25 protein-coding genes are annotated in these 24,469 nt (G+C 67.4%); 13 read left to right on the top strand and 12 right to left on the bottom strand.

Going from position 1 to position 24,469, the window contains the following annotated elements; all coding sequences use genetic code 11:
- Positions 1-6: 6 nt before the first annotated feature.
- Positions 7-210: a hypothetical protein gene (locus AC1RUS_RS07095; RefSeq protein ID WP_492914464.1), complete on the bottom strand. Its 204-nt coding sequence runs from the start codon at positions 208-210 to the stop codon at positions 7-9.
- Between the two features lie 128 nt (positions 211-338).
- Between AC1RUS_RS07095 and AC1RUS_RS07090 the strand changes: the two genes are divergently transcribed.
- From AC1RUS_RS07090 to lexA, 7 genes are all read left to right on the top strand, one after another.
- On the top strand, positions 339-935 hold the full coding sequence (locus AC1RUS_RS07090; RefSeq protein WP_492914462.1) for an anthranilate synthase component II: 597 nt from the start codon (positions 339-341) through the stop codon (positions 933-935).
- Positions 936-944: 9 nt separating this feature from the next.
- A complete protein-coding gene (trpD, locus tag AC1RUS_RS07085) occupies positions 945-1,973 on the top strand; it encodes an anthranilate phosphoribosyltransferase (RefSeq protein WP_492914459.1) in 1,029 nt (342 codons plus the stop codon).
- Positions 1,970-2,758 carry an indole-3-glycerol phosphate synthase TrpC gene (gene trpC / locus AC1RUS_RS07080; protein WP_492914457.1) on the top strand — a complete coding sequence of 263 codons (789 nt, stop codon included), beginning with the start codon at positions 1,970-1,972 and terminating at the stop codon, positions 2,756-2,758. Before trpD ends, trpC begins: the two co-directional genes overlap by 4 nt.
- 327 nt (positions 2,759-3,085) lie before the next feature.
- Positions 3,086-5,773 carry a TonB-dependent receptor gene (locus tag AC1RUS_RS07075; RefSeq protein ID WP_492914456.1) on the top strand — a complete coding sequence of 896 codons (2,688 nt, stop codon included), beginning with the start codon at positions 3,086-3,088 and terminating at the stop codon, positions 5,771-5,773.
- An 81-nt stretch (positions 5,774-5,854) separates the two neighbouring features.
- Positions 5,855-6,667 carry a signal peptidase I gene (gene lepB, locus AC1RUS_RS07070; protein ID WP_492914454.1) on the top strand — a complete coding sequence of 271 codons (813 nt, stop codon included), beginning with the start codon at positions 5,855-5,857 and terminating at the stop codon, positions 6,665-6,667.
- Positions 6,668-6,768: 101 nt separating this feature from the next.
- Complete coding sequence (locus AC1RUS_RS07065) at positions 6,769-7,332, top strand: lysophospholipid acyltransferase family protein (RefSeq protein WP_492914452.1); 564 nt, start codon at positions 6,769-6,771, stop codon at positions 7,330-7,332.
- Positions 7,333-7,491: 159 nt separating this feature from the next.
- Entirely contained in the window at positions 7,492-8,205 is a 714-nt protein-coding gene (gene lexA / locus AC1RUS_RS07060) for a transcriptional repressor LexA (protein WP_492915280.1), read from the top strand.
- Between the two features lie 213 nt (positions 8,206-8,418).
- Here the strand turns inward: lexA and mfd are convergent, their stop codons facing one another.
- Genes mfd through AC1RUS_RS07045 form a run of 3 tightly spaced genes read right to left on the bottom strand, consistent with a single transcriptional unit; the run spans position 8,419 to position 12,946 of the window.
- Positions 8,419-11,883 carry a transcription-repair coupling factor gene (gene mfd / locus AC1RUS_RS07055; protein WP_492914450.1) on the bottom strand — a complete coding sequence of 1,155 codons (3,465 nt, stop codon included), beginning with the start codon at positions 11,881-11,883 and terminating at the stop codon, positions 8,419-8,421.
- A gap of 9 nt (positions 11,884-11,892) precedes the next feature.
- The gene (locus tag AC1RUS_RS07050) at positions 11,893-12,186 is read right to left on the bottom strand and encodes an FAD assembly factor SdhE (protein ID WP_492914448.1); all 294 of its coding nucleotides are present in this window, start codon (positions 12,184-12,186) and stop codon (positions 11,893-11,895) included.
- Positions 12,187-12,229: 43 nt separating this feature from the next.
- Complete coding sequence (locus AC1RUS_RS07045) at positions 12,230-12,946, bottom strand: class I SAM-dependent methyltransferase (protein ID WP_492914446.1); 717 nt, start codon at positions 12,944-12,946, stop codon at positions 12,230-12,232.
- A gap of 142 nt (positions 12,947-13,088) precedes the next feature.
- On the opposite strand from AC1RUS_RS07045, the gene AC1RUS_RS07040 reads away from it, so the two are divergent.
- Together AC1RUS_RS07040 and AC1RUS_RS07035 are read left to right on the top strand one after the other, a co-directional pair.
- Positions 13,089-14,864, top strand: a complete 1,776-nt coding sequence (locus AC1RUS_RS07040) for a DEAD/DEAH box helicase (RefSeq protein ID WP_492914444.1) — start codon at positions 13,089-13,091, stop codon at positions 14,862-14,864.
- Positions 14,865-15,001: 137 nt separating this feature from the next.
- Positions 15,002-15,259 carry a hypothetical protein gene (locus tag AC1RUS_RS07035; protein ID WP_492914442.1) on the top strand — a complete coding sequence of 86 codons (258 nt, stop codon included), beginning with the start codon at positions 15,002-15,004 and terminating at the stop codon, positions 15,257-15,259.
- A 4-nt stretch (positions 15,260-15,263) separates the two neighbouring features.
- Here the strand turns inward: AC1RUS_RS07035 and AC1RUS_RS07030 are convergent, their stop codons facing one another.
- Both AC1RUS_RS07030 and AC1RUS_RS07025 read right to left on the bottom strand, forming a co-directional pair.
- Positions 15,264-16,433, bottom strand: a complete 1,170-nt coding sequence (locus tag AC1RUS_RS07030) for a glycosyltransferase family 61 protein (protein WP_492914440.1) — start codon at positions 16,431-16,433, stop codon at positions 15,264-15,266.
- Between the two features lie 40 nt (positions 16,434-16,473).
- The gene (locus AC1RUS_RS07025) at positions 16,474-17,931 is read right to left on the bottom strand and encodes a coniferyl aldehyde dehydrogenase (RefSeq protein WP_492914438.1); all 1,458 of its coding nucleotides are present in this window, start codon (positions 17,929-17,931) and stop codon (positions 16,474-16,476) included.
- A 186-nt stretch (positions 17,932-18,117) separates the two neighbouring features.
- Between AC1RUS_RS07025 and AC1RUS_RS07020 the strand changes: the two genes are divergently transcribed.
- A complete protein-coding gene (locus AC1RUS_RS07020; RefSeq protein ID WP_492914436.1) occupies positions 18,118-19,179 on the top strand; it encodes a GGDEF domain-containing protein in 1,062 nt (353 codons plus the stop codon).
- A 138-nt stretch (positions 19,180-19,317) separates the two neighbouring features.
- On the top strand, positions 19,318-20,121 hold the full coding sequence (locus tag AC1RUS_RS07015) for an enoyl-CoA hydratase/isomerase (protein ID WP_492914434.1): 804 nt from the start codon (positions 19,318-19,320) through the stop codon (positions 20,119-20,121).
- Here AC1RUS_RS07015 and AC1RUS_RS07010 read toward each other — a convergent pair.
- Genes AC1RUS_RS07010 through AC1RUS_RS07000 form a run of 3 tightly spaced genes read right to left on the bottom strand, consistent with a single transcriptional unit; the run spans position 20,108 to position 21,877 of the window.
- Complete coding sequence (locus AC1RUS_RS07010; RefSeq protein ID WP_492914432.1) at positions 20,108-20,515, bottom strand: ACT domain-containing protein; 408 nt, start codon at positions 20,513-20,515, stop codon at positions 20,108-20,110. The genes AC1RUS_RS07015 and AC1RUS_RS07010 overlap by 14 nt on opposite strands.
- Positions 20,512-20,904, bottom strand: a complete 393-nt coding sequence (locus AC1RUS_RS07005) for a DUF6165 family protein (protein ID WP_492914430.1) — start codon at positions 20,902-20,904, stop codon at positions 20,512-20,514. The genes AC1RUS_RS07010 and AC1RUS_RS07005 overlap by 4 nt, the downstream gene beginning before the upstream one ends.
- Before the next feature lies 1 nt (position 20,905).
- Positions 20,906-21,877 (bottom strand): glycosyltransferase family 9 protein, encoded by a 972-nt coding sequence (locus AC1RUS_RS07000; RefSeq protein ID WP_492914427.1) that lies wholly within the window; start codon positions 21,875-21,877, stop codon positions 20,906-20,908.
- A 98-nt stretch (positions 21,878-21,975) separates the two neighbouring features.
- Between AC1RUS_RS07000 and AC1RUS_RS06995 the strand changes: the two genes are divergently transcribed.
- Both AC1RUS_RS06995 and AC1RUS_RS06990 read left to right on the top strand, forming a co-directional pair.
- Positions 21,976-22,536: a TetR/AcrR family transcriptional regulator gene (locus tag AC1RUS_RS06995; protein ID WP_492914425.1), complete on the top strand. Its 561-nt coding sequence runs from the start codon at positions 21,976-21,978 to the stop codon at positions 22,534-22,536.
- A gap of 27 nt (positions 22,537-22,563) precedes the next feature.
- The gene (locus AC1RUS_RS06990; protein WP_492914423.1) at positions 22,564-23,364 is read left to right on the top strand and encodes a lysophospholipid acyltransferase family protein; all 801 of its coding nucleotides are present in this window, start codon (positions 22,564-22,566) and stop codon (positions 23,362-23,364) included.
- A gap of 126 nt (positions 23,365-23,490) precedes the next feature.
- Here the strand turns inward: AC1RUS_RS06990 and AC1RUS_RS06985 are convergent, their stop codons facing one another.
- Genes AC1RUS_RS06985 through AC1RUS_RS06975 form a run of 3 tightly spaced genes read right to left on the bottom strand, consistent with a single transcriptional unit; the run spans position 23,491 to position 24,465 of the window.
- A complete protein-coding gene (locus AC1RUS_RS06985) occupies positions 23,491-23,694 on the bottom strand; it encodes a hypothetical protein (RefSeq protein ID WP_492914421.1) in 204 nt (67 codons plus the stop codon).
- 1 nt (position 23,695) lies between these two features.
- Positions 23,696-24,088 carry a HesB/IscA family protein gene (locus tag AC1RUS_RS06980; RefSeq protein ID WP_492914419.1) on the bottom strand — a complete coding sequence of 131 codons (393 nt, stop codon included), beginning with the start codon at positions 24,086-24,088 and terminating at the stop codon, positions 23,696-23,698.
- A gap of 14 nt (positions 24,089-24,102) precedes the next feature.
- A complete protein-coding gene (locus AC1RUS_RS06975; protein WP_492914416.1) occupies positions 24,103-24,465 on the bottom strand; it encodes an SUF system Fe-S cluster assembly protein in 363 nt (120 codons plus the stop codon).
- Positions 24,466-24,469 lie beyond the last annotated feature (4 nt).

Raw genomic sequence — 24,469 nt, 5'->3', positions numbered from 1 at the left:
ATACCTTCAGCCCAGGCGGTCGCTCGGCAGATGCTGGGTGACCGCCGGCGGAGCGATCACCATGATGGTGGCGAAGCTCAGGGCGCAGAACGCCGCGAAGGCGGCGGCGGCCAGCACCGGTCCCATCTTCTGGCGACGCTCCTTAGGCCGCAGCAGGGCCCGGGCATAGGCCATGGCGATGGGGTCGAGGGCGGAATCACTGACGCTCATGTCCCCTAGGATGACGAAGCCCTGGCCCGACGCAATGCGGCGCTTTCGCGCTGGCGCTCGGATGAGAAAAACTCCTCTCACCTTTTTGCCGAACCCGAACTAAAAGCTGTTCTCCGAAAGGCGGCGTCATGATCCTGGTCATCGATAACTACGACAGCTTCACCTACAATCTCGTCCACTATCTGAACGAGCTTGGGGCCGAGACGGTCATTCATCGCAACGACGACCTGACGGTGCAGGAGGCCCTGGGTCTTCGCCCTGCCGCGATCCTGCTGTCGCCCGGCCCCAAGGCGCCCGACCAGGCCGGCATCTGCCTGCCGCTGCTGCGCGGCGCGCCGGACGACATGCCGATCCTGGGCGTCTGCCTGGGCCACCAGGCCATCGGCCAAGCCTATGGCGGGGATGTGATCCGCGCCAAGGAAGTCATGCACGGCAAGGTCAGCCCGATCCGCCACGCCGACGTCGGCATCTTCAAGGGCCTGCCCAATCCCTTCACCGCCACCCGCTACCACAGCCTGGCGGTGAAGCGCGAAACCCTGCCGGCCGAGCTGGAAGTCACCGCCTGGACCGACGACGGCGAGATCATGGGCGTGCAGCACAAGACCCGCCCCGTACATGGCGTACAGTTCCACCCCGAGTCGATCGCCACCGAGGGCGGCCACCAGATGCTGGCCAACTTCATCGACCTGGCGGGCGTCAAGCGCGACGCGGCGATCTGGGTCTAGGCCGACACCATGTCCGACGCTTTCAAGCCGCTGCTGGCCAAGCTGGCCGACGGCCAGACCCTGTCCGAAGACGACGCCGAAGTGTTCTTCAGCGCCTGCCTGCGCGGCGAACCGACCCCGGCCCAGGTGGCCGCGGCGGTCACCGCCATGCGCCTGCGCGGCGAGACGGTCGGCGAGATCGCCGCCTGCGCCCGGGCCATGCGTCGCGCGGCCGTCCGGCTGGAGCACGACTATGACGTCGTCGACGTCTGCGGCACCGGCGGCGACGGCCTGCATACGCTGAACATCTCCACCGCCGTCGGCTTCGTGGCGGCAGGCGGCGGGCTGAAGGTCGCCAAGCATGGCAACCGCGCCGTCACCTCCAAGTCCGGCACCGCCGACGTCCTGACCGCCCTGGGCGTCAATATCGACGCCAGCCGCGAGCAGCAGCGCGCCGCGCTGGACAACGCCGGCATCTGCTTCCTGTTCGCCCAGGCCCACCACGGCGCGATGAAGCACGTCACGCCGATCCGCCAGCAGCTGGGCTTTCGCACCATCTTCAACCTGCTGGGCCCGCTGACCAACCCAGCTGGCGCCCGCCGCCAGGTGGTCGGGGTGCCCGCCCCGCGTTTCGTCGAGCCGATCGCCCGCGCCCTGGGCGCCCTGGGCGCCGAGCGCGCCTGGTCGGTGCACGGCTCGGGCCTGGACGAGCTGACCACCACCGGTCCGACCGAGGTCGCCGAGTGGCGCAACGGCGCGGTGCGCCTGTTCACGATCACGCCCGAAGCCGTAGGTCTGCCGCGCGCGTCGCTGGCCGACATCACCGGCGGCGAACCCGCCTTCAACGCCGCCGCCCTCACCCGGCTGCTGGACGGCGAAAAGGGCGCCTATCGCGACATCGTCCTGCTGAACGCCGCCGCCGCCTTCCTGGTCGCCGACAAGGTCGAGACGCTGAGCGAGGGCATCGAGGCCGCCGCCGCCTCGATCGACAGCGGCGGGGCCAAGGCGGCCCTGGCCGGCCTAGTGGCCCTCACCAACACCGAGATCGCGACCGCATGACCGACATCCTCGCCAAGATCGCCGCGTACAAGCGCGACGAGGTCGCCGACCGCAAGCGCCGGCGCACCGTGACGGCGCTCGAGAACGCCGCCCGCAACGCCTCGGCCCCGCGCGGCTTCAAGCGCGCCCTGAAGGCCGCTCATGCGCCCGGCAAGCTGGCCCTGATCGCCGAGATCAAGAAGGCCTCGCCGTCCAAGGGCCTGATCCGCGCCGATTTCGACCCGCCGGCCCTGGCCCGCAACTACGAAGCCGGCGGCGCGGCCTGCCTGTCGATCCTGACCGACGGTCCAAGCTTCCAGGGCGCCGATCCCTACCTGATCGACGCCCGCGCGGCGGTGTCGCTGCCCTGCATCCGCAAGGATTTCCTGGTCGATCCCTGGCAGGTGGCCGAAAGCCGCGCCCTGGGCGCCGACGCCATCCTGGTCATCCTGGCTATGATCGACGACGTCCTGGCCGCCGAACTGATGAGCGAAGCCGCCCGCCTGGGCATGGACGCCCTGGTCGAGGTCCATGACGAGGCCGAGATGGCCCGCGCCGGCCAGCTGGGCTCGACCCTGGTGGGCATCAACAACCGCGACCTGAAGAGCTTCGTCGTCGACTTGGCCGTCACTGAACGCCTGGCCGCCCAAGCCCCGCAGGACGCCCTGCTGGTCACCGAGAGCGGCATCTTCACGCCCGAAGACGTGGTGCGGATGGAGACGGCCGGCGCCACGGCCATGCTGGTCGGCGAAAGCCTGATGCGGCAAGCCAACGTCACCGAGGCGACCAGAGTCCTGCTGGGCTAATCCGCCGAGACCGGTCTAGCCGCGTGGAGACCGAGCGCGTGGGCGCTCCAGTCGGCCGCCGTCTCGGGGATCTCTTGCCTGAGCAGCGTGGGTTCGAAGGAGCCCGTCCAGATCAGAAGACGCACGATTTTCCGTCGCCCGGCCGCCGTTAGGAATGAAACCTCCATCCAGGATCTCCAAGACTTCCCGGCGCCGGAAGGCGCAAGCACGTCCTAATAGTGACGCTTTAATTTCCCAGGCCCTGAAAGCGCCGCCATACCGCCAAAATCTGAAATCAATGTCTGGCTGTGGGACTTCCGAAGGTTGAGTCCCGGTGGGGGATCTTCAATGGGATTCAGTGGCGCTTTGCTGCAAGGTTTTGCGGCCGCGATGACGGTCGGCACGGCCCAGCCGTTCGACGATGCGCCCTCCCCGTCCAAGACCGAGGAAGTTCGGCCCGACTGCGACGAACCACGCTCGACCTCCGGCAAGCCATCCAAGCCCGCCGAGGCGCCCTGCAAGGTCGATCCGAACGCCGTCGACGGCGTCACCGTCGAAGGCGAAAAGCGCGGCAAGACCGAGGGCCCCGTCAAGCCCGAACTGGTCCTCGACGAGGAAGCCATCAAGTCCTACGGCGCCAGCAGCATCGCCGAGCTGATGATGCTGATCGAGCCCCTGACGCGCAGCAGTCGCGGCGACGATCCGCCCATCCAGCTGATCAACGGCCAGCGCACCTCCAGTCCGCAGGAGACGCGCGGCATACCGCCCGAGGCCCTGGTGACGGTCGAGATCCTGCCCGAGGAGGCCAGCCTGGCCTATGGCTTCCGCGCCACCCAGAAGCTGGTGAACTTCAAGCTCAAGAAGACCTTCCGCGCCAAAACCCTGCAGACCGATGGCCGCTGGGCCACCGACGGCGGGCGCGTCAGCGTCGAGCAGCAGGCCAATCTGTTCAATGTCGACGAAAAGGCCCGCTGGACGATCGATACGCGCCTCAACCGCGCTTCGCCGCTCTACGAGCAGGAGCGCGACATCGTCCGCACCGCAACCGCGGGCGCGCCCTACGACATTCAGGGCAATGTCACGAGCGCCGTCGCGGGCGGCGAGATCGACCCGGCCCTGTCGGCGCTAGCGGGTTCGGTCGTCACCACGGCCGCCGCGCCGGCCTCGGCGGCGAGCGGCGCGAGCGCCCTGTCCGACTTCGTCGCCGGCGCGGGCAAGTTGGCGAGCGACGACCTGACCGCCTCGCGCACCCTGATGCCGCGCACCGAGGGCGGCTCGATCCAGGCCGCCTACACCCGCAATATCTTCGGCAAGACCACGGCCACGCTCAGCGGCAATCTGGAAAGCTCCAGCCAGATCAGCTACCTGGGCCTGACGGGCGCGGCGATCCAACTGCCGGCCACGAGCCCGTTCTCGCCCTTCGCCCAGGACGTGACCCTCTATCGCTATTTCGAGGCGCGCGACGCCCTGCGGCGCACGGTCGACACCGACAAGGTCGAGGCCGGGCTGACGATGCTGGGCATGGTCAAGGGCTGGCGCTGGACCTTCGCCGGCAATTTCGACCGCGCCGACAGCGCCACGCGCACCGGGCGCGGCCTGGACGTCACCGCGTTCAAGGCGGCGGTGGCGTCCGGCGACGCAGGCGTCAATCCTTTCGGACCGATCCCGGCCGGCCTGCTGCGCTACGCCGCGCAGGACACAGCCGACTCCGTCACCACCAACGCCAAGGCCGACCTGACCCTCGCCGGGACCTTGGCCGAGCTGCCGGCCGGCCGGCTGCGCGCCACGCTGAAGGGCGGGCTGGACACGCGCCGGATCGAGGCCGAGAGCCTCCGTTCCGGCGTGCGGGTCGCGCGCGAGCTGGTCCGCGACCGGGCCAGCGTCCAGACCAGTCTCGACCTGCCGTTGTTCAGCCGTCAGGCCGGCGCGCCCGTGTTCCTGGGCGACGTCTCGCTGAACGGCAACCTGCTGTACGAGCAGTTCTCGGACCTCGGCGGCCTGGCCACGATCGGCGCCGGGATCTCGTGGACGCCGGTCAAGCGCCTGACTCTGTCGGCTAATTACAGCGGCGAGGACGGCGAACCCACGCCTCAGCAGATGAACGATCCGGAGCTGCTGACGCCCAACGCCTCGATGTACGACTTCGCCACCGGCCAGACCGTGCAGGTCACCCGCACCGACGGCGGCAATCCGAACCTGGTCACCGACAGCAAGCGGGTGCTCAAGCTGGGCCTCAATTACAAGCCGTTCGAGAAGCGCGACCTGTCGCTTTTCGCCAACTACACCTCCAGCCGCATCGACGATCCGATCATATCGCTCCCCGCCATCTCACCCGAACTGGAGAAGGCCTTTCCCGAACGGTTCACGCGCGACGCGACGGGGCGGTTGACCGCCGTCGACCTGCGGCCGGTGAACTTCGCCCACGCCGACCGGCAGGACCTGCGCTGGGGCTTCAACTATTCCCGGCGCTGGGGCGCGCCCCCGATCGCCGCGCGGCCGGCCAGCCCCGCCACGGCGCCTCGCGGCCGTCCCGGCACGCCGTCGACGCCGCCGGCGACGGGCTTCTTCTCCGTGTCACTGACCCATACGTGGCGGCTCCAAGACGAGGCGGTGATCCGCGACGGCATGGCGCCGCTGGACCTCCTGGACGGCGCCTCGCTGGGCCGCCGGGGCGGCACGCCGCGCCACGAGGTCACCCTGCAGGCCAATGTCTTCAAGGACGGCCTGGGCCTCTTTGCTTTCGGGGTCTGGAAGTCCTCGACCTGGGTCGACGGCGGCGTCTCCGGCGACGATCTCTATTTTTCAGATCTGCCGACCCTCAGCCTGACCGGCTTCGTCGACTTCAATTCCCGTAGAGCCTTGGTCAAGCGCCATCCTTGGCTAAAGGGCGCGCGCGTCAATGTGGGCGTCGACAATGTCTTCAACACCAAACAGACGGTGCGCGACCCGCAGGGACTGACACCCCAGGCCTACCAACCCGACTACATGGACAGGCTGGGCCGGACGGTGAGGCTGAGCGTACGCAAACAGTTCTGAGCCCAGATGACGAAACCGTAAGCCATGATTTGGCCAAGCTGGCCCCCACACTCTGTCTTCAGGCAGATGCGGGGAACAGCCATGAGCCACGATAGCGAAACCAGGACCGGTTGGGCCCACGGCCTGGTCGACACCGCCAAGACCTTCGCCATCGTCGTGGCGATCATGCTGGTGCCGCGCACGGTGCTGTGCCAGCCCTTCACCATTCCCTCAGCCTCGATGGAGCCGACCCTGCTGGTCGGCGACTACATCCTGGTCTCGAAATTCCCTTACGGGATAAGCCGCCACTCGGCGCCGTTCAGCCCGCCGGTGGGCCACGGCCGCCTGCTGAGCCACGACCCCGAACGCGGCGACGTCGTGGTGTTCAAGAAGCCCGGGGATGGCCGCACCGACGTCATCAAGCGCCTGATCGGCTTTCCCGGCGACCACATCCAGGTGGTCGGCGGCGTGCTGCGCATCAACGGCAAGGCCGTGGCTCAGCGGCCCGTCGCCACTCGCGTCGAGGACAGCGCCTGGGGCTATCCGGTGACGGTCGACGAGATCGCCGAGACCCTGCCCAACGGCCGCCGTTACCTGACCCACACGCAGGGCCCGACCACCCCGGCCGGCAACACCGGCGTCTACATCGTGCCGGCCGGCTGCTATTTCGTGATGGGCGACAACCGCGACAACTCGGTCGACAGCCGCTTCGATCCAGGCGTGACGCCCCGAGGCTACGCGACCTGCAAGTGGAACAGCGAGCTCGACCGCTATCTGCCGCCCGAGACCGGCATGGGCTATGTGCCGGCCGAGAACCTGGTCGGCCGCGCCGAGCGCATTCTGTTCTCCTGGGACGGCAAGAAGGGCCTGCGTCTGGACCGGACCTTCAAGTCCCTCTCCGCCCCCAAGGCCTGACCCGAATTCGACGCCTCGCGACTGGCGCTCGACGCCCCGCTCGGCCACATTGCCCTAACGGAACGTCCCGACACGCGGACGCGTTTGGGAGGATCGTTCGGATGGGCATTGTCGCCCGCATCGTCAAATGGGCCCTGGTCACCTTCTTCCGGACCCAGGGCTGGAGCGTCGAAGGCTCCGCCCCGGCCACCCGCAAGTTCGTGATCATCGCCGCCCCGCACACCAGCAACTGGGACTTCGTCTATTTCCTGGGCGCGGCCGACGCGCTGAACCTGAACCTCAGCTTCATGGGCAAGGCCTCGCTGTTCCGCTGGCCGTTCGACAAGATGATGCGCGACCTGGGCGGCGTGCCGGTCGACCGCTCCAAATCCGGCGACACCGTCTCGGCCATGGCCGCCGAGTTCGGCCGTCGCGACGAATTCATGCTGACGATCGCGCCAGAGGGCACGCGCGGCAAGGCGCGTCAGTGGAAGACCGGCTTCTACAACATCGCGCGGCAGGCCGACGTGCCCCTGGTGCTGGGCTTCATCGACTACGAGCGCAAGATCATCGGCCTTGGTCCGACCATGATCCCCAGCGGCGACTACGATGCGGATCTGGCCAAGCTGATCGAATTCTACCGCCCCTACAGCGGCAAGCACCTGGACAGGGCGACCCAGCTTTAACGTTTTGATTCGGCCGGTTTCGGCGGTTCGACGCGTCCATGGACCCAGCAAATGCTTGCCCGGTGGCGCTTCGACGTCCGTCAACTTGACATTAAGGAAGAACGCCTAGAGAACATTCGCAGGGTTTGCGGTTTGTTCCGCGTCTTCACCGAGGTCGAGATGCTCACGCGCAAGCAGCACGAGCTGCTGATGTTCATCCACGAACGCATCAAGGAGAGCGGCGTGTCGCCGTCCTTCGACGAGATGAAGGAGGCGTTGGACCTCGCGTCGAAGTCGGGCATTCACCGCCTGATCACGGCGCTGGAGGAACGCGGCTTCATCCGTCGCCTGGCTCACCGGGCCCGGGCGCTGGAGGTGGTGAAGCTGCCACAGCAGGCGACCACGGCGGCGCCGCCCAAGGGGCGCGGGTCGTTCAAGCCGCAGGTGTTCGAGGGCGGCGGCGCGCCGGCTCCGGTGCCCAACGGCGGATCCTCGTCGACGCCGGCCAATGACAGCCGCGAACTGCCGATCCTCGGCAAGATCGCCGCCGGCACGCCCATCGACGCCATCCAGCACGAACGCGAGCGCCTGCCGGTGCCCGAGAGCATGCTGGGCGGCGGCGAGCACTATGTGCTCGAGGTGCAGGGCGACTCGATGATCGAGGCCGGCATCCTCGACGGCGACTACGTGATCATCAAGAAGGGCGACACCGCCAACTCCGGCGAGATCGTCGTGGCCCTGGTGGGTGAAGAAGCCACGCTCAAGCGCCTGCGCAAGAAGGGCGGCTCGATCGCACTCGAGGCGGCCAACCCCAAGTACGAGACGCGGATCTTTGGTCCGGACCAGGTCGAGGTGCAGGGCAAGCTGGTGGGGCTGATCCGGCGGTATCACTGAGTTCAGTTGAAGCTTCGGAATTGAAAAGGCCGTCCCGGTTGGGGCGGCCTTTTTCGTTGGTTCAAAAACGCAAAATTCTTGTCATCCCGGAAGCCTCGCAGAGGCTGTCCGGGACCCAGGGGCCAAGGCACTGCGGCTACCCCTGGGTCCCGGCTCTCCGCTGCGCTGCGGCCGGGATGACAAGGTTGAGTTGGAGGGGAGGCGCTAGCCGCCCTACTCCCTGGCGATCCGCGCCAGGTGCCCCAGGATCTTCTCGGCCGCGTCGAGACGCTGAGCCGGCGTATCCCACTCGCCCTTGACCACCACCTTCTGATCGGGCCGGACCTTCCAGATCAGGCTGTTCTTGGCGACGTACTGCATCAGCCCCAGCGGGTTGGCATAGGTATCGTTCCGGAAGCTGGCCACCGCGCCCTTCGGCCCCACGTCGATCTTGGCGACATTGGCTTCACGGCACAGGCCCTTGATGGCGACGACCTTGAGCAGGCTGTCGGTCTCGGGCGGCAGCGGGCCGAAGCGGTCGATCAGCTCGGCGGCCAGGGCTTCGCGGTCGGCCGACTTCTCGGCTTCCGACAGGCGGCGATAGAGCGACAGGCGCACGTTCAGGTCCGGCACATATTCGTCCGGGATCATCACGGCCGCGCCGGTGTTGATCTGCGGCGACCAGCCGCGATCCTCCAGCAGGGCCTCGGCGCCCTGGCGCTGGCGCAGCTCGGCGACGGCGTCTTCCAGCATCTGCTGATAGAGCTCGACGCCGATCTCCTTGATGTGGCCGCTCTGCTCGTCGCCCAGCAGGTTGCCGCCGCCGCGCTGATCCAGGTCGTGGCTGGCCAGCTGGAAGCCCGCGCCCAGGCTGTCCAGCGACTGCAGCACCTGCAGGCGCTTTTCGGCCGACAGGGTGATGGTCTTCTCGTTGGGCGTGGTCAGATAGGCATAGGCGCGGGCCTTGGACCGGCCGACCCGGCCTCGGATCTGATAGAGCTGCGCCAGGCCGAACATGTCGGCGCGGTGGACGATCAAGGTGTTGGCCGACGGGATATCCAGCCCGCTCTCGACGATCGTCGTGGCGAGCAGCACGTCGTACTGGCCCTCGTAGAAGGCCGTCATCACGTCTTCCAGCTGGGTCGGGGCCATCTGGCCGTGGCCGACCACGTACTTGATCTCCGGCACCTGGGTGCGGAGGAACTTCTCTATGTCCTCCAGGTCCTTGATGCGCGGCACCACGTAATAGGCCTGACCGCCGCGATACTTCTCGCGCAGCAGGGCCTCGCGCAGGGTCACCGGATCGAACGGGCTGATATAGGTCCGCACCGCCAGGCGATCGACCGGCGGGGTGGCGATGATCGACATCTCGCGGATGCCGCTCAGCGCCATCTGCAGGGTGCGCGGGATCGGCGTGGCGGTCAGGGTCAGCATGTGCACGTCGGCGCGAAGCTCTTTCAGCTTCTCCTTGTGCTTGACCCCGAAGTGCTGCTCCTCGTCGACGATCACCAGGCCCAGGTCCTTGAACGAGACCTGCTTGCTGAGCACCGCGTGGGTGCCGACCACGATCTCCAACTGACCGTTGGCCAGGCCCTCGCGGGTCTCGGCGGCTTCCTTGCCGGTGACAAGGCGCGACAGGCGGGTGACCTTGACCGGCCAGCCCTGGAAGCGGTCCTTGAAGGTCTTGTAGTGCTGACGGGCCAGCAGCGTCGTCGGGCAGACGATGGCCACCTGCTTGCCGCTCATCGCCACCACGAAGGCCGCGCGCAGGGCGACCTCGGTCTTGCCAAAGCCGACGTCGCCACAGATCAGGCGGTCCATCGGCTTGCCCGAGGACAGATCGCCCAGCACGTCGGCGATGGCCGACAGCTGGTCGTCGGTCTCCTCGTACGGGAAGCGCGCGCAGAACTCGTCGAACACGCCGTGCGGCGGGTCGGTTTCTTCCACCGACTTCATCTGGCGGGCGGCGGCGATCTGGATCAGGCCCTCGGCCATGACCCGCAGGCGCTCCTTGGCCTTCGACTTGCGCGACTGCCAGGCCGCCCCGCCCAGCTTGTCCAGTTGGACGTTCTCGCCGTCGGTCCCGTAGCGGGTCAGCAGGTCGATGTTCTCGACCGGCAGGTAGAGCTTGGCCTCGCCGCCGTACAGCAGGTCCAGGCAGTCGTGCGGCGCGCCCTGGACGTCGAGGGTCTTCAGACCCTCGTAGCGGCCGATGCCGTGGTCGATGTGGACGACCAGATCGCCCGGCGTCAGAGCGCTGGCCTCGGCCAGGAAGTTAGCGGCGCGGCGCTTCTTGCGCGGCCGGGCCAGGCGATCGCCGAGAATGTCGGTCTCGGAGATGACCGCCAGGTTTTCGGTCTCAAAGCCGTTGTCCAGCGGCAGCACCACGCGCTGCGGGACTTTGGGATCATTGGCCTTGGCCGCCTGCCAGTAGCCGGCATAGGGGATCTTTTTGAGGCCATGGTCGGCCAGCATGGTCCCCAGACGCTCAGACGAGCCCTCGGACCACGAGCCGAACAGCACGCGCTTGCCCGCGGCCGCCAGGGCGCTGGCGTGGGCGGCGGTGGCCTCGAACAGGTTGACGCTGTCCTGGGCCCGCTCGGCGGCGAAGACGCGGCCAAGCTTGGCGCCCATGTCGACGACGTCCAGGCCCTGGGGCTGGAACGGCGTGAACTTGCGGTGCGGGCGGTCGGAGACCGCTTCGTCCCATTCCTTGGCGGTCAGGTAGAGGGCGCTGGGCTCTAGCGGACGATAGGCCGACTTGCGATCGGCCGAGGCGCGGGCCTGATAGGCATCCTCGATCATCGACAGGCGCTCGTCGCGCGCTTCCGACGTCTGGTTGTCGAGGCCCACCAGCGAACCGTCCGGCAGATAGTCGAAGAGGGTCGCCATCCGCTCGTAGAACAGCGGCAGCCAATGCTCGAGGCCCGCGCGGCGACCGCCCTCGCTGACGGTGTTGTAGAGCGCATCGTCGCCCGGCGCGCCGAACTTGGCGACATAGCCTCGGCGGAAACGCGAGATGCCCTCGGCGTCCAGCAGGGCCTCGCTGACCGGCAGGAGATCGATCTCCTTCAGCTGCTTGGTCGAGCGCTGGGTCTCGGGATCGAAGGCGCGGATGCTTTCCAGCGTGTCGCCGAACAGGTCCAGGCGCACGGGCTCCTCGGCGGCCGAGGGGTAGACGTCGATCACGCCGCCCCGGATCGCGAACTCGCCGCGCTCGGAGACGGTGGAGGCGCGGACATAGCCGTTGACCGCGAAATAGCGCTCCAGGTCCTTGATATCGACGCTGTGGCCCACCTTGGCCGAGTAGGACGCCCGCATCAGAACGGTCTTGTCGGGCACGCGCTGCAGGAGGGCCGGCGCGGCGATCACCAGCATGGCCGGCTTGGTCGTGCCGAGGCCTCGGGCCAGGCGCGACAGGGTCGCCATCCGCGTCGCCGCGACGCCGGCCGACGGGCCGATGCGGTCATAGGGCAGGCAGTCCCACGACGGGAACAGCACCGCCTCGATCTCGGGCGCGAAGAACTTCAGGGCATCGATGAAGGCGCTGGCCCGGGCGGTGTCGCGGGCGACGAAGGCGGTCAGGCCGCCGCGCGCGCGGGCGATGTCGGCCATCACCAGGGCATCGAAGCCCTCGGGCGCGCCGGCCAGGGTCAGGCCGCCGGCGGCCTTGGCGATCTGCTTGGCGTCGTAGGCCATGAAACTCTCTTAAGCGCCGTCGCCGACGGGGCGGACGGCATGCGCCTCGAAGCGGAACTGTCGGATCATCGCCAGCACATCGGTCTCGAATTGCTCGGGCGTGGCTTCCTGCCCGACGATCCAAGCGTAGATCTCGCGATCGGGTTGCTCGAGCAGGGTTTCGAGGGTGTCGAATTGCTCGGGAGTCAGGTCCTGGCCATGGTTGTCCGCGAACGGCCCCAGAATGAGGTCCGCTTCCCGAAAACCGCGATGCCAGGCGCGGAACCGAAGCCGCCGAAGGCGGGAGTCGTGATCTATGGTCATGTGCCCGGCGGATATAGAGCGCGGGGCGGGCGGGCGCCAGCCATCAGGCCGGTTTGCGCCACTCCATGATGACGTACCAGGGAACGCGGTTGTAACGCTCGGCCTTGGCGGGCTCGCCGCCGGTGGCCCGGGGCTCGTCGAAATGGGTCAGGACAAGGCCCGTCGCCAGGAACCAGCGCATGTAGTCGCTGAGCGGCCGGTGCCAATTGACGATTCTGATGCCGCGCCAGCTTTCCCAGGTCGACCGCGCCTCGAGATAGCGATCGATGGCGAAATGCGTCCTGCGGCCCAGCCTGTCCTTTTGCCAGCCGTCATTCGCCCGGGCCGTGCTGAAGCCGGTGAGATTGGCGACGAGCAAGGTTCCACCGGGCTTCAGCACCCGCGCCATCTCGGCGATGGCCGCCTTGGCGTGTTCGATGTCGATCAGGCTGAGGCAGCTGACCACCAGGTCGAAGCGGGCGTCGGGAAAGTCCATCGCCTCGGCCCGTCCTTCCACATAGACGCCTTGCGGATCGCGATCTCGGGCGGCGGCCAGAAGCTCCTCCGTCGGATCAAGGCCGACCGGCGCGAAGCCCTCGGCGCGCAGAATCCGGCAGAACCGCCCTTCCCCGCAGCCGACATCCAGCGCATCGCCCTTCGTCAGCGCACGGAGCCGCTCGACCATCCGACCGTCCAGCACGTGCTGACGCCCGAAATCGCCGGTCTCGCCCATGTCGGCGATCCAGGCCTTGGCCGAACTCTTCCAACCGCCGTCGTCCATGCTCGCCCCGTCCCTTGAATTCTTGCCATCATTGACTTTGCCAGGGTTCGGCCTATTTATCCCCAGCTTCGGAGCAGGTCAGGCGAATCCGCGCCACCCGTTCGCCCAAATACGGGTGGCTTCGAATTTCAGCCAGAATGACATGACAGAATTTTCCGAACTCGGGCTGTCGCCCACGACCCTTCAAGCGGTCGCAGACACCGGCTACACCACGGCCACCCCCATTCAAGCGCAGGCGATCCCGGTCGCTCTGGCAGGCCAGGACGTTCTGGGCATCGCCCAGACTGGCACCGGCAAGACCGCCGCCTTCACCCTGCCGCTGATCGACAAGCTGATGAATGGCCGCGCCAAGGCGCGCATGCCGCGCGCCCTGGTCATCGCCCCGACTCGCGAACTGGCCGACCAGGTCGCCTCGTCCTTCGAGAAGTACGCCAAGGGCACCAAGCTTTCGTGGGCGCTGCTGATCGGCGGCGTGTCGTTCGGCGATCAGGAAAAGAAACTTGATCGCGGCGTCGACGTGCTGATCGCCACCCCCGGCCGCCTGCTCGACCATTTCGAACGCGGCAAACTGCTGATGACCGGCGTGCAATTCCTGGTCGTCGACGAAGCCGACCGCATGCTGGACATGGGCTTCATCCCGGACATCGAGCGCATCTTCAAGATGACGCCGCCCAAGAAGCAAACCCTGTTCTTCTCGGCGACCATGCCGCCGGAAATCACCCGCCTGACCAAGCAGTTCCTCAAGGATCCCGTGCGGATCGAGGTGGCCAAGCCGGCGACGACCAACGCCAACATCACCCAGCTGCTGGTCAAGGTGCCTTCCTCCGATCCCAAGGCCAAGCGCTTGGCGCTGCGCGCGCTGGTCGAGAAGGCCCAGATTGAAACCGGCATTGTGTTCTGCAATCGCAAGACCGAAGTCGACATCGTCGCCAAGTCGCTGCGCTCGCACGGCTTCGACGCCGCCGCCATCCACGGCGACCTGGACCAGAGCCAGCGCATGAAGACCCTGGCGGCCTTCCGCGACGGTTCGCTGAAGATCCTGGTGGCCTCCGACGTCGCCGCGCGCGGCCTGGACATCCCGGCCGTCAGCCACGTCTTCAACTACGACGTCCCGCACCACGCCGACGACTATGTGCACCGTATCGGCCGCACCGGTCGCGCCGGGCGCACGGGCGTGACCTACATGCTGGTGACCCCGGCCGACGACAAGGGCTTCGACAAGGTCGTCAAGCTGATCGGCTCGACGCCGGACGAGGAAAAGCTCGACCTCGACTACTCGGGCGCCGTCACCGTCCACCGCGACGGCGACAAGAAGCGTGGCGGCCGTGGCGCGCCGCGTGATCGCGATCGCGGCGAGCGCGAGCCGGGCGAACGCTCGGCCCGTGGCGGCCGTGGCCCGCGTCGCGACGCGGAGGCCGCCCCGGCCGAAGCCGCCGCGCCGGTCGAAGGCGTCGTCGAGGCAGCCGCGCCGGCGGAAGCCCGCGAGGATCGTCCTGCCCGCAGCCGTGGCGACCGCAAGCCCCGCGAGCGCGGCCCCCGCGCCGAGCGCGCCGAGGCCGAAGCGCCGTCGGAAGCGGTTCAGGCCGACGTTCAGGTCGAAGCCGAGATCCGCGCCCCGCGCGAACGTGGCCGTGACCGTGGCCGTCCCGAGCGTGGTCCGCGTCCGGAACGCGTCGAAGCCGCCGCACCGGTCGAGGCCGAAAGCATCGCGCCGCGCGGCCGCGATCGTGGTCCGCGTCCCGAGCGCAACGAGCGTCCCGAGCGCGAAGCCCGTCCGGCCTCGCCGGTGCGTGGCGTCCAGCCGGTCCGTGGCCGCGAGGATGACGACGACCGCCGCGTCGTCGGTTTCGGCTCCGACACCCCGGCCTTCCTGATGCGCGCCCCGCCGCGCCTGCCCAAGGCCTCGGCCGAGGACTGATCGAGGCGGCGACGTCCAGGCGTCGCCATTCCTCCAAAACGAGCGTAGGATAACGGCGTTCTCGGCTTCGGCCGGACGCCGCCCGCTTTCCCGCGCGACGCCTTGGCCTGATCCGAGCCCTTTCGGAGGTCCTTGGCATGAACACCGTGAACGACCCGGACATCACACCCGACCTGCTGGCCCACGAGCGCACCTATCATGCGTTCAACATGCTGCTGCGCTGGGCGATGCTCAGCCTGGCCGCCGGCCTGACGGCCCTGACCATCTGGTTCGCCACGCCGATCGGCTTCCTGGGCGGACTGGTCGTCGGGATCATCGTCTGGGTCGCCGGCTATTACGGCCTGGTCCGGCACGAGGCGCGCCAGCCGCTCGATCCTTGGGCAATGGGCCGCTAGGAGCTCAGAGCGCCGCGTCGATGAAGGCCAGCAGGTCGTCGAGCGGCGGCCTGTAAGCGAACTTGAAACCGCGTTTCAGTCGGGCCAGCGGCGCGCGCCAACGGCCGGCCGGCGACCCGCAGACATAGCCGCGCCACTCGACGCCGACCTGGCGGCAGGCGGCCCAGACCCAACGGCTGCTGAAGTTCTCGGGCTGGATCTCCACCACCCGCGCCCCGGGCGGCAGGAACAGCGCATTGGCCAGGGCCGCGCCGGTCGGCGCCACCACGACCTCAGCGTCGCGCATCAGGTCGATCTGCTGAAGCGGCGACAGGTCCTCGGGCCGCACGATGACGAAGCCCCGCTTCTCGAGCGCCGCCTCCAAGGCCCGCTCGTTGACCATCACCCGCATCGACTGGCCTCGCCGTGAAAGATAGACGCGTCGAGCGCCCTGCCCCGGCTCACCCTTGGTCGCAGACAACCGCGCGGCCAACCGCGCCACCGTTGCGTCGGGCGCATGCAGGAAGTGGTTCATGCTGCTGGCGTAGAGCGCGGTGTCGAGGCGCACGACCGGCGCGTCGAGCTCGCGGACCGTGCGGCCCGGAAAGGCCATCACCAGCAATTCGCGCTGCCAGGCCTTGAGCGGCGGCGCGACGATCTCGGCGCCGTCCAGCAGCCGTTGCTCCTCAAGCATCAGTAGCGAGGTCAGGGCGTCGAGAATGAAGTGGCCGTAGTTGAAGCCCGCGCCCCACGGCAGGAACAGGGCGGCGCGCTCCAGCCTCGGCGGTTCGTCCTTCAGGCGCAGACGCGGTGCGCCGGCCTCGACCGAGACGCCAGGCAGACCAGACAGATTTGGCCAGCGATGCAGGGCCTCGCCGGTCGGCCCCAGATGCGCGCCGCCCTTTAGCGGACCGTCGCGCTCGACCACTACGCCGAAGGCCGGAAAATGCAGCACGTCGCGCGCGAGGCAGATCGCCGTGGCCTCGACCGGCGGCGGCGCGCGATCGAAGGGCCAGGCAGACGCCGCCTTGCCGCCCAAGGCGGCGTCTGCCGTCGAGGCCGCCGCATCTGTCGGCGATTTCCAGAACGTCCCCGACGGCCCGCTGTCGGCCAGCCGCATGCGCAGCACCGCCGCGTCCGTCACCGACGGCAGCGCGGCGTTGTCCAGAATGTGCAGCGGCGCGTCGAAGCTCATCAGGCCTTTCGACCACGCGACTCGGACGGAGGCAAACGCGCTAGCGCTTGATCTGCCCGGCCAGATACTTGCGGATGCCCGCGCCATAGGGCGGACGTAGGCCGAGCATAGGAGCGATGTCCTTCTTCAGCTGATGGAACACCGCCTTCTTGTGGCTAAACTCCAGGAACCCGTCATGGCCGTGATAGGCGCCCATGCCGGCCGGCCCGACGCCGCCGAACGGCAGTTCCTCCTGCGTGACGTGGAAGATCACGTCGTTGACCGTGACCCCGCCGCTGGTGGTGCGCTCCAGAACGCGGTCCTTCTCGGCCTCGTCCGTTCCGAACCAGTAGAGCGCCAGCGGCCGGTCGCGGGCGTTGATGTAGTCCACGGCCTCCTCGACCTTCTGATAGGTCTTCACCGGCAGCAGCGGGCCGAAGATCTCTTCCTGCATCACCGCCATGTCGTCGGTGGGATTGAGGATCAGGGTCGGCGCGATCTTGCGGTGCGGCTGCTGGCTCAGGTCCTCGCCGGCCGGATTGATCTCGACAATCGTCGCACCCTTGGCCCGGGCGTCCTCGACATAGCCGCTGATCCGGTCGAAGTGCCGCTGGGCGACCACGGCGGTGTAGTCGGGATTGTCCTTCAGGGTCGGGAAATAGCGACCGACCGACGCCTTGGCTTCGGCGACGAAGCTGTCGAGCTGCTCGACCGGCGCGAACACATAGTCGGGCGCCAGGCAGATCTGGCCGGCGTTCAGGGTCTTGCCGTTCATGATGCGGGCTGCGGCCGTGGCCATGTCGGCGCCGCGCGACAGGATCACCGGGCTCTTGCCGCCCAGTTCCAGCGTGACCGGCACGAGGTTCTCGGCGGCGGCCCGCATCACGTGACGGGCCACCGAGGTGGCGCCGGTGAACACGAGGTGGTCGAAGGCGAGGCCGGAGAAGGCTTGCCCAGCCTCGGGACCGCCGGTGAAGACCGCGATCTCTTCTTCGGTGAAGGCCTTGGCGAACATCGCCTTCATCAGCTCGGAGGTCGCCGGCGTGAATTCCGACGGCTTGATCATCGCCCGGTTGCCGGCGGCCAGAATGCCGGCCAGCGGCGCGAAGGTCAGGTTGACCGGGAAGTTCCAGGGGCTGATCACACCCACCACACCCTTGGGCTGGTACTGGATGCTGGCCTTGGCCCCGAACAGGCCCAGGATCGCCGGCGTCGTCTTGCGCTTTTCGGTCTTCATCCACTTGGCGAGGTTGTCGCGCGCGAATTTCAGAGGTCCGATCGAGCCGGCGACGTCCGTCAGGGCCGTGGCGTCGGGGGAACGCGAACCGAAGTCATCACTGATCGCCCGAGCAATTTCCGTCTGGTGCCCGACCAACAGATCGATGCAATGATTGATGCGTTCGATGCGCTTGGCCGCGTCGGGTGGCCCCTCGCGCAGGTGCGCCGCCTTCTGGCGCGCAAGCACATGATTCATTTCGGCTTTGTGAGCCTCGAAACCCAGATTCACCGGCGCGTTCATGACTGCCATCCTCCCGAGCGGCCCGCCTTGGGCTCATCTTATCAGTGTTCACAATGATCAAGAGCCGGAAGAAGCGCAAGAGAACCTTGTTCGCTCTTAACCCCTCGTTTGAACTCTCGGCGCTAAGGTGACGGTCCAAGCGATCGGCATTCTCGCTAAGGAGCGCGCCGATTGGGGGAAGATAAGATGTCGGACGTCGAAACCACGCTGCGCGGCCCTGAGGCCTACAAGATCGCGAAACGCGCCTTGGAGCTGATGGAGCGCCATCAGGTGTGGCCCACCGCGCTCAATTTCGAACTCTGGACTCATTACGTCGCCGATCCCGAAGGCGCCCTGGCGCGAGAGCTGACCCGGCTGATCTCGCTGGGCGAACCGATGACCGAACTGGTCAGCGAAGAGCTCGCAGCGACCTACCTGCCCAAGGCGCGCCTGAACGAACAAATCCGCGACGCCGGCGACTTGCTGAGCAAGGAACTGGAGTCGGTCTCCAAGGCTATCCAGAACGCCCAGAAGACCAACGCGGCCTTCGGCAAGCAACTGGCCGGCGTGACCAAGGACCTCGGCGCCAGCACCGACGCAGCCTCGATCAAGAACGTCGTCACCAGCCTGGCCGAGGCCACCCGCCGCGTTCACAAGGAAAACCAGTCGCTGGAATCGCGCCTGGCCGAATCCACAGCCGAGGTCGATCGCCTGCGCGAGCACCTGGAACAGGTTCGCCGCGACGCCACGACCGACGGCCTGACCAACCTCGCCAACCGCAAGGCTTTCGACGAGGAACTGGATCGCGCCTGCCAGGAAGGCGACGAAGCCGGCAGCAGCCTTTGCCTGGCCGTCCTCGACATCGACCATTTCAAGGGCTTCAACGACACCTGGGGCCACCAGACCGGCGACCAGGTCATCCGCTACGTCGCTTCGGTGATCGGCCGCGTGGCCGCCATGCCGCGCTTCGCCGCCCGCTACGGCGGCGAGGAGTTCGCGATGATCTTCCCGCGGGAATCGGCGTCGATCGTCGCCAGCTGCCTGGAAGAGATCCGCGTCGAGGTCTCCTCGCGCATGCTCAAGCGTCGCTCGACGAACGAGGACCTGGGCACGATCACGATTTCCTCGGGCTTCGCCGAGCGTCACAAGGACGAAAGCGGCCACTCGCTGATGGAACGCGCCGACGCGGCCCTCTACGCCTCCAAGCGCGGTGGCCGCAACAAGGTCAGCTCCGCCGAGGGCAAGCCGGCTTCGGCCAACGCCGCCTAGTCTTCAGCGTCATAAACGACGATCGAACGCCGCCGTTTTCGCGAACGGCGGCGTTTTCGTGTGAAAAACCCTCTGGCCTTCCCCCGGGTGAAGGGCGCCTAGCTAGTCTCAAGAGCGTAAGAGCCTTGGGAGGACGCCGTGGACTATCAGAAAATCCGCCTGACCGCCGAGGATGGCGTGGCGACGATCACCCTGTCCGACCCGACGACCCTGAACGCCGCCAGTCTCGACCTGGCCAAGGAGATCATCCACGCCCTGGCCGCCATAGCGCATGGCAAGGTCGAGGCCCGGGCCGTCGTCATCACGGGCGAAGGTCGCGGCTTCTGCTCGGGGGCCAATCTGTCGGGCGGCGGCGCGGCCGGCCGTGAACTGGACGTCGACGGCAAGCCGGACGCCGGCTCGGCGCTGGAGACCATCTACAATCCGATGATGACCGCGTTGCGGGATTTCCCGCACCCCATCGTCACCGCCGTCAACGGCGCGGCGGCCGGGGTCGGCTGCTCGCTGGCCCTGATGGGCGACATGATCGTGGCCGGCGAAAGCGCCTATTTCCTGCAAGCCTTCCGGCGCATCGGCCTGGTGCCGGACGGCGGTTCGACCTACCTGCTGCCGCGCCTGATCGGCAAGGCGCGGGCCATGGAGATGATGCTGCTGGGCGACAAGATCCCCGCCGCCAAGGCCTTCGAATGGGGTCTCGTCAATCGCTGCGTGCCGGACGCCGAATTGCAGGCCACGGCGACGACGATCGCCAAGGAACTGGCCAACGGCCCGGCTGCCCTGGGCGCGATCCGCAAGCTGGTCTGGGAGAGCCTCGACGCCGACTGGAACGGCCAGCTGCACGCCGAGCGCAAGGCCCAGAAGTTCGCCGGCAAGACCGAGGACTTCATCGAGGGCGTCAGCGCCTTCCTTCAGAAGCGGGTCGCGGCCTTCAAGGGGCGCTAACGGCGCTCGCCTGAAGGTCCAGCAGAATCGCCAGCGCCTTGTCGGCCATGTCAGCCGGCACGAAGACATGGTCGTGGCGCAGGGCTGCGACCATGTTGCAGGCGATCCCGGCCTTGGCCAGCGCCGTGGCCACGGCCGCCGTAAGACCCACGCCGTCCAGGGCTGAATAGACGTTCAACGTGATCAGCCGCATCGGGTCCGCGACCGCGAATCCGTGCGCCTCGGCCTTCCCGCGCTCCAGGATCAGGCTTACGCCCTCGGCCTCGCGGAACATCGCCAACGGCTCCAGCCAAAGCCAATCACCCTTGGCGGCGCAGAACACATAGTCGCCGGCCATCAGTTCCGGCATCATGCCAGCCACCATCGCCCGCCTGTCGCGAACGACCTTGGTCATGCGAGATACGGCTTGTAGCTCTTTTCCTCCACGATCTCCGACCCCGCCGCTGCGTTGATCGCGCGCTTGATGGCGGCGCGCTGATCGTTGTCGATATAGACGCGGCGGGCCAGGGCCACGAAGTCCGGGCCGAAATCCTGGCGGCGCTCGCAGTCGCGCTTGCCGTCCTCGATGTCCCACAGGGCGGCGTTGACGGCGGTCAGATCGGCGGTCAGTCGGTCGATCTCGTCTGAGGCCGGCAGGTGCTCGGCCGCCGTGGCCTCCAGCAGGGCCAGCTCCTTGCGGACATTGGCCTCCTTGGCGGCGTCGCCGATCCGCGCGGCCTTCACGCGCAAGATGGTGATCTTGTCGATCAGTTCGCCCGCCGAGATGGGCGCGAGGATGGGCATACTAGGCGACTCCGGACATCAGCCGCGAGAGAGCGGCGTGGACCGCATCGCTGGGCAAGGCGGCCATATCGTGTCCGTAGTCCTCCGCCACCAGCATCTCAAGTCGCGCGGCGGCGGGACGGAACTTCACCGCCTTGCGCCGATCCTTCTGCAGCGACAGCAACGGCGCGCCGCCGGCGGCCAGCATGTGACCGGGACCGGCGTCGTTGGCCACGGCGGCGGCGAGCCGGCCGGCCAGGGCGATGACCAGCAGCGGTCCCTTCACGTGCGGATAGGCGTCTCGGCGATCGGCTTCCGGAAACCGGGCGCCGGGAACATCACGCCGGGTCTTGGCCGCGTCGTCGACCTCGTCGGGCCCGAAGAAGAACACCGGCGTCACGCCCGTCGTTTCCAGGTGCTGGGCCAACGCGATGTAGCGCTCCAGCGGCCAGCGCTTGTCCTGGCCGCCAGCGCCAGGCGCCAGACCGACATAGGTCGGACCGTCGGGCAGCAGGGCCTTGGCGGCTTCAAGAGCGTCCTTGTGGGTCAAGGTGATCGGCGTCGGCGCGCCCTGCCCGTCCGACGCCAGGGCCAGCAGGCGGGCCAGGCGGTCGGTGACGGCCACGGGCCAGTCTCGGGTCCTCGCCAGCCGAGCCGCCGACACCAAGGCCCCCGCCGCTCGACTGGCCACGGCGCTGCGGCGCAGGTTCTCCTGGGTGTCGATGACGAGGTCGAACCTGCGACCGCCGAACGGCCTGACCCAGGGCAGGATATCGCGCGGACGCTCGCCGGTGACGCCGTCGAGGATCACCTCGTCGACATAGCCCTCGACCACGGTCTTCAGCGGCCCGACATAGACCGTCTCGCCCTTGGCGGCGCACCAGGTGATCCGGGCGTCCGGAAAGGCGGCGCGCAGGCCGGCGATGAAGGGCAGCTTGATCAGCCCGTCGCCGATCACTTCGCCCATCGAATAGACCAAGACGGTTTTGACCATGGGCTGGATTAGGCCGCCTCGACGTCCCGGGTCAACGCCGTGGAATATGTATGTGAGCGTTCACTTGCTTATCTGAACCATTGCGGTAATCTCGTCTCATGAGCGCCAAACCCCGCATCGAACGCGCCGCACTCGAGGTCTTCGTCAGCGACGGCGTCGACGCCGCCACCACCAAGGCCATCGCCGCCAAGGCGGGTGTGTCCGAGGGCGCGATCTACCGCCACTGGAAGAGCAAGGATGAACTGGCCCTGGGCCTGTTCATGGCCACCCACCGCCGGCTGTCGGACCTGATCGCGCAGACGGCCGACGCCAGCAAGAGCGTCAACGCCAAGGCCGCCGCGCTGGTCGCCGCCTATTGTACGGTGGCCGACGAGGACTGGCTGCTGTTCTCTTTCCACTTGCTGCACCTGCACCACTTCCTGCCCTACTATCAGGAAGACGGCCAAGACCCGGTGACTTTAGTCGAGGGCGTCATCAAGCGCGCCATGTTGGCCACCGAGTTGCCGCCGGGCGACCCGCGCGTGATCGCCGCCATGGCCATCGGCGTGATCGCCCAAACCGCCCAGAACAAGGCCTATGGCCGTTTGGGCGAAGACGCCCTCTCCGCCCACGCCTCCTTGATGACCGCGGCCGTCCAGGCCGTGCTCGTCGCCCGTTAAGTCGTTCCCATCAAGGAATATCGAACCATGCGCAGCGCGCTGTTCAACGCCTACTACTGGGTCCTGTCGATCTTCTACGGCCTGTCGGCCGCGCTCTCCGCCCTACTCCCGGGCCGCAAGCCCATCGCCTTCGCCCTGCGGCTCTACAGTCAACGGATGCTGTGGGCGCTGCGGACCTTCGCCGGAATCAAGATCGACCTGAAGGGCCAGGAGAACCTGCCCAAGGGCGCCTTCATCATCGCCGCCAAGCATCATAGCTGGGGCGACGGCTTCGTGATGTTCGCTAATGTCGAGAACCTCAGCTTCGTGACCGGCGACCACCTGGAAAAGTTTCCGCTGGTCGGGGCGATCCTGAAGAAGTTCGGCGCCATTGTCGTCGACAGCTGCGGTGGGCCGGAAGCCCGCAAGGCCCTGTCGGAAAGCGCCGCCCAGGTCGCCGCCGACGGGCGCCGCATCCTCATCTATCCCGAGGGGCATCTGGCCGCGCCGGGAGAGCGGTTCCGCTATCGCACCGGCGTCTACTACATGAGCAAGGACTTCGACCTGCCGGTCGTGCCGGTGGCGACCAATCTGGGCTGCTTCTGGCGTCAGACCGACAAGCAGAAGACCGCCGGCCAGGCGACGGTCGAGTTCATGCCGCCGATCATGCCGGGGCTTGCCAAGGATGACTTCATGGCGCGCATGGAGCAGGTCATCGAGACCCGCACCAACGAACTGATCGCCCAGGCGCGTGGTGAGCCGGTGAAGCCGTCGGTGCTAGTGGAGTGGAATGGTCGGACGAACGTGGCGCCGCAGGCCGAACCCGCCACCGCGTCCCTTCTCCCGTAGGGAGAAGGAGGGCCCGCCGCGCAGCGGTAGGAGGATCAGGGGTTATGAGGCCTGAAGACGTGCCAGCACGCCATCGAACTCCCAACACCCAAACCGCCCCGTCCCTATGGGAGAGGGTTCAAAGGATCAGTCGACCTGCACCGGGCAATCCAGCGGGATCGCGATGAACGTCCGGTCGGCCTTGCGCTTGCGGAAATGCTCCGAGGCGCAACCGACCGAGCACAGGATCCCGCGATCCGACCAGTAAAGCGGAGTCTGGTCCTCATGCCGGAAGCTCGGCGCGCCCCAAACAAGGCCGCATTCGACGCAGCAAGGTGTGCGCGCCAGCATCCTAGTGCTCCGTCTCGATCGCGGGCTGGATCGTCACGCTCTCGCCGCAGCCGCAGGCGTCGGTCTCGTTCGGATTGTTGAACACAAACTTCGACGACAGCTTGGCGGTCTCGTAATCGATCGTGGTGCCGATCAGGAACAGCACCGCCTTGGGGTCGATCAGGATGGTGACGTCCTTGTCCTCGACCACCTCGTCGAGCGGGTTCTTCTCGGCGGCGTATTCGAAGACATATTCCGAACCGGCGCAGCCGCCGTTCTTCACGCCTACTCGAAGACCCGCGTAAGGCTTATCCGCCCGGGCCATGATCTCCTTCACGCGCGCGGCCGCGGCGTCGGTCAAGGTGACGACCTTGGGACGGGGGCGACGGGCGCGGGGCGTGACGGCGATATCCATGGCGTTCGAACCGATCAGAACATGTTCAGTTGCAGCTTGGCCTCGTCGCTCATCCGCGAGGCGTCCCATGGCGGCTCGAAGACCAGGTCGACGGTGCACGACTTCAGGCCCGGGATCTCCATGATCGCATCCTTGACCCAGCCCGGCATTTCCCCGGCCACCGGGCAGCCCGGCGCGGTCAGGGTCATGTCGATGGCGATATCTTTCTCGTCGGAGACATCGACCTTGTAGATCAGGCCCAGCTCATAGATGTCGACCGGGATTTCCGGATCATAGACCGACTTCAGCTTCTCGATCAGCAGATCGGTCAGCTTGGCCAGCTCTTCCTTGGGAAGAGCCGAAGTGGTCTCGGGAACGGGCGCGGCGGCGTCGGTCATGCGG

It is taken from the genome of Caulobacter sp. GW821-FHT10F06 (assembly GCF_058809215.1).
Note: the sequence above shows the minus strand (reverse complement) of the source record. Positions and strands in the feature narration are given on the sequence as shown.